At 69.7% G+C, this 4935-nt stretch carries 3 protein-coding genes; 1 reads left to right on the top strand and 2 read right to left on the bottom strand.

The features are described 5' to 3' along the window. Nucleotides 1-164: 164 nt before the first annotated feature. Complete coding sequence (locus ITI46_RS33155; protein WP_209243656.1) at nt 165-1721, bottom strand: MFS transporter; 1557 nt, start codon at nt 1719-1721, stop codon at nt 165-167. Nucleotides 1722-2018: 297 nt separating this feature from the next. Next, the gene (locus tag ITI46_RS33150; RefSeq protein ID WP_209243655.1) at nt 2019-2684 is read right to left on the bottom strand and encodes a TetR/AcrR family transcriptional regulator; all 666 of its coding nucleotides are present in this window, start codon (nt 2682-2684) and stop codon (nt 2019-2021) included. Between the two features lie 461 nt (nt 2685-3145). Here ITI46_RS33150 and ITI46_RS33145 point away from each other — a divergent pair. Then, nucleotides 3146-4935, top strand: a 1790-nt coding sequence (locus ITI46_RS33145; protein ID WP_209243654.1) for a glycoside hydrolase family 3 protein, incomplete at its 3' end; no start/stop codon positions are given.

Genomic DNA, 4935 nt, shown 5'->3' with positions numbered 1-4935 from the left:
CCCCTGCACCCCCTCTCATGGGGGTGCAGGGGCCGCCAGTCGGCCTGTGGATCCGGCCACACGACACAGTGCTGGGGCAGGGGCAGGGTGACGCCACCCCACGCCATGCCGCGCAACCGCGTCGCCGCGAAACCGCGCCGGGTCGCCGCGTCGGCGACCGTCCGTCAGTGCATGGCTGCCAGCACCGGCTCCGGCTCGCCACCGGAGTCGTTGCCGTCGGCCGCACCGTCGAGCTTCTTGCCGGGAGCCTGTTCGCCGCCACCACGAGCGTTGACCAGGACGGTCACGATCGTGGCGGAGACGAGCAGAATGCCCACCGCCCACCAGATCGCCGTGGTGTAGCCGTGCACCATGGCCTCCAGCTTCAGCATCTGCTGCGCGGGCTTGCTGGTGGCCTCGGCGAGGTGATCGGTGGCGTACGAGGTGGTGGCGCTGGCCGCGATGGTGTTCAGCAGCGCCGTACCGATGGCACCACCGACCTGCTGCGAGGTGTTGACCATGGCCGAGGCGACACCCGCGTCACTCGGCCGTACACCGTGCGTGGCCAGGGACATGGCGGGCATGAACGCCGTTCCGAGCCCGAGGCCCAGCAGCACCATGGCGGGCAGGATCAGCGCCGGGTAGGAGCTGTCCACCGAGAGCCGGGTCAGCAGCAGCATGCCCACGGCCGCGGTCAGGAAGCCGGGCGCCATCAGCAGCCTGGCCGGTACGCGGGTCATGAGCCGCGCCCCGATCTGCGTGGAGCCGGTGATCATGCCGGCCACCATCGGCAGGAAGGCCACACCGGTGCGCACCGGGGAGTAGTCCTTGACCACCTGCAGGTAATACGTCAGGAACAGGAAGAGGCCGAACATCGCGATGACGGCCAGGCCGAGCGACAGGTAGACACCACCGCGGTTGCGGTCGGTGACCACGCGCATCGGCAGCAGCGGCGCCCGGACCTTGGACTCGACCAGCGCGAACGAGCCCAGCAGCACCACGCACGCGACGAACATGGCGATGGTGCCGCCGTCGCTCCAGCCGTCGGTCTCGGCGCGGGTGAACCCGTACACCAGCGAGACGAGGCCGAGCGTGGAGAGGACGACGCCGGGGATGTCGAGCGCCGACCGGTTCCGGGTGCCGGACGGCTCACGGATGACGCCGGCCGCGCCGAGGGCGGCGACGACCGCGAACGGGACGTTGACGTAGAAGGTCCAGCGCCAGTCCATGTACTCGGTCAGCAGTCCGCCGAGGATCAGGCCGATGGCGCCGCCACCACCCGCGATGGCGCCGTAGATGCCGAACGCCTTGGCGCGCTCCTTGCCGTCGGTGAACATCACCGCGAGCAGGGAGAGTGCAGCCGGTGCGAGCATGGCGCCGAACGCGCCCTGCAGCGCCCGCGCCGCCAGCAGCATGGCCTCTCCGGTTGCGGCGCCGCCGAGAGCGGAGGCCGCCGCGAAGCCGATGAGCCCGGTCACGAAGGCGCGCTTACGGCCCCACAGGTCGGCGATCCGGCCGCCGAAGAGCAGCAGTCCACCGAAGGCGAGCGCGTAGGCGGTGATGACCCACTGCCGGTTGGCGTCGGATATGCCCAGGTCGGTCTGGGCAGAGGGAAGCGCGATGTTCACGATCGTCGCGTCGAGGACGACCATGAGCTGCGCGATGGCGATAAAGGCCAGCGCCTTCCATCGCCGGGGGTCGGGCCCGGCCTGCGCGTCGGCCGGAGATGGCGTTTCTGGCATGGATGTGCCTACCTCACGGTGCGGAGTACGAAAAATGGGACGAAAAATCGATGCGGAGAGACGTCACTGAGTACTCAGTGCGGTTCTCAGCAGGTCAGGGACATCAGTGGGTCTGGGGCAGGTGCCGCTGGCGGTTCCGTACGGGCCCCCCGCGCTCGTACGGAACCAGGTGCTGGGAGGACAGACTCGGGAGGGGAGGAGAATTGAGCGGTGCGGCAACCGCTCACCGCTGCGGCTCGCCCACTACTACGGGCTCGCTCACTACTGCGGCTCGCTCGCCAACTGCGGCTTCGGAGATCAGTTGTCCTCTCGCAGTTCCTCCAGGGTCGCGGCGTGGCCGGGTAGTTGGGACTTGGCAGGGGCGCGCAGCCCGTCGAGGAAGAGCTGCACATGGCGTTCGACGAAGCGTTCGATGCGCTGGCAGACAACGCCCGGCAGTGGCCGGGTGAGCTGACTGATCGCGACGGTCACGTCACCGACGCCGATGTCGGTACGCACCTCCCCCGCCTCCTGGCCCCGCCGGATGAGCTCGCCGGCCAGTGCTTCGACCCGCTTGCGCGCCGCCAGACGCTGCGGCTCGTCGGGGTCGAAGCGGCCCGAAAGCATGGGGCAGAGCGCTCCGATGCGCTCTTCCACCGCGGCGAACACGAAGCGGCGCAGCGCCTCGAATGCATTCCCCTCCTCGGCGAGTGCCTGCTCGGCCCGTTCCGCGATCCGCTCGGTGACGGCAAGCATCACTCCGTGCACGAGTGAGTCCCGGTCGGGGAAGTGCCGGTAGAGGGTCGCATTTCCGACCCCCGCAGCGCGAGCGATTTCATCGAGGGACGCGTCCGCCCCGTGGACAACGAATGCCTCGCGTGCCGCGGTGAGGATGCGTTCACGATTACGGGCCGCGTCAGCACGCCCCTTGGGCGCGACACCGTCGCCGGTGACGCGCTTGGCGGCGATTGTTGCGCTGCCCATCTGTGCCTCCTCGCTCCTTGGGGCGGACTGAGCGGACTGACGTGACGACTGGTGCACTGGGGTGCCGTTGATCCGGGGAGTTGGTCCCCGTTTCGTGAAGACGCCTACGTAAACGGGGACGCGCTCCCCGGTTATTTCCCCTGACTACTGTGACTCACCTCACCATCGAACCGGACCCACGGTCCGCAATGGACGCGCGCCCAGACAGTCCGCGTACCGGCCGGGCGCATGGTGCAGGTGAACACGCGCGCTCGAGGCGGGGCGCGCGCTCAAGGCGGGCCCACTGAGGCGTGCGGGGCGCATTCCCCCTGGTCGGCGGACCGGACGCCACTGGACTGGACCCATGAAGTACCGCGCGGCGTCTGGTCCGAGCCCGCACCGCGCTGGGACGATGCTGTGGCATCCAGCGGTGACCCCCACATGACCACGTGCTCCATCCACCCATGTGAGGAGCGGTACCGATGCAACAGCAACCCACCTCTCGCCGACACCTCCTCGCCGCTGCGGCGGGCACCGCGGCAGCGATCGGCGTCACAGCCTCCTCGGCGCCGGCCGCAGCCCGCACCGCCCGCTCCGCGACCTCCTCCCTCGACTCGATGTCCGGCAAGCTGTCCGGCGCGCCGACCGACGCATCGGCGCAGCTCTCCTCCTCCGCCGTCCGTGCCGAAGCAACGGCACTGCTGCGCCGGATGAGCCTGGAGGAGAAGATCGGTCAGCTGTTCGTCATCGAGCTCTACGGCCAGACCGCCGATACGGAGCACGACGGGAACCGCAAGATGTACGGCGTACCGACGCCGGCCGAAGTGATCCGGAAATACCGTCCAGGCGGCGTCATCTACTTCGACGCCCGCCGGGGCCCCGACAACGTCCGCGAGCCGCGGCAGATCGCGCGGCTGTCCAACGGCCTCCAGCGCGCCGCCGTACGCACCGGTGCGCGCGTACCGCTGCTCGTCTCCATCGACCAGGAGGGCGGCAGCGTCGTCTACCGGATGCTGGAGCCCGCAACCCAGCTCCCGGGCAACATGGCACTGGCCGCCACCCGCTCCACGCGCGACGTCTTCGACAGCGCGGACATCATCGGTACGGAGCTGGCCGCTGTCGGCATCAACCAGAACTACGCACCTGTAGCGGACGTCAACATCAACCCGGCGAACCCTGTCATCGGCGTTCGCTCGTTCGGGTCGGACACACAGCTGTGCTCCCGGTTCGTCTCCACCGCCGTACGCGGCTACCACCGGGGCGGTGTCGCCAGTGCGGCCAAGCACTTCCCGGGGCACGGCGACACGGACGTCGACAGCCACACCGGTCTGCCGGAGATCAAGCACACCCGTGCCGAGCTGGACCGTATCGACCTGCCACCGTTCCGTGCGGCCATCGGGCGCGGAGTGGACACGATCATGACAGCGCACATCGTCGTTCCCTCGCTGGACCCCACCAGAGTGCCCGCAACCATGTCGCGGCCGATCGTGACCGGGCTGCTGCGCCGAGAGCTGGACTTCACCGGCCTCATCGTGACGGACGCACTGGACATGGGCGGCGCCACGAAGGACTTCCCACCCGACGTCGCACCCGTACGCGCCTTCCAGGCCGGCTGCGACCAGCTGGTGCTGGCGCCGAAGCCGGAGGTGGCCTTCGGCGCCGTACGAGAGGCCGTACTGTCCGGCGCGATTCCGATGGAACGGCTGGAGGAGTCCGTACGCCGGATCCTCGAACACAAGCTGCGGAGGCGGCTGTTCCGCTCCCCGTACGTGAACGAACGGCGCGCCGCGCGGATCGTCGGCAGCAGGCGCCACCGCTCGCAGGCCCGGCAGATCACCGAGCGCGGCATCACCCTGATCCGAAACGAGAGCGGTGCTCTCCCCCTCCCTCACACCCCCGCCACCGTCCTCGTCACAGGCTGGGGAACCGCGCCTCTCGCCGCCCTCGCGCGCGCCATCGGCGAACAGCGCGGCCAGCGGACGACCACCCTGGAGACCGGCAGCAGGCCCGACCCGGCCAAGATCACGGAGGCGACGGACGCGGCCCGCTCCCACGACGTCACAGTCGTCCTCTCCAACGCCGCCGCAGCGGGCAAGGAGGACGGCGCCGCCCAGGCCCGGCTGATCGATTCCCTGACTGCGACGGGCCGACGGGTGATCGTGGCGGGCATCCGCCTGCCCTACGACATCCGCCGCTTCCCCTACGTCCCCGCCTACCTCGCGACCTACAACTACGGCACCCCCTCCATGACCGCGCTGGCCCGCGTCCTCTA

This window comes from Streptomyces oryzae (assembly GCF_017676365.1).
Classification (GTDB): Bacteria; Actinomycetota; Actinomycetes; order Streptomycetales; family Streptomycetaceae; genus Streptomyces; species Streptomyces oryzae.
Note: the sequence above shows the minus strand (reverse complement) of the source record. Positions and strands in the feature narration are given on the sequence as shown.

What these genes read in the sequence shown, in the direction of transcription:
- ITI46_RS33155 (WP_209243656.1), bottom strand. Translation starts at nt 1,721, where the DNA reads ATGCCAGAAACGCCATCTCCGGCCGACGCGCAGGCCGGGCCCGACCCC.
- ITI46_RS33150 (WP_209243655.1), bottom strand. Translation starts at nt 2,684, where the DNA reads ATGGGCAGCGCAACAATCGCCGCCAAGCGCGTCACCGGCGACGGTGTC.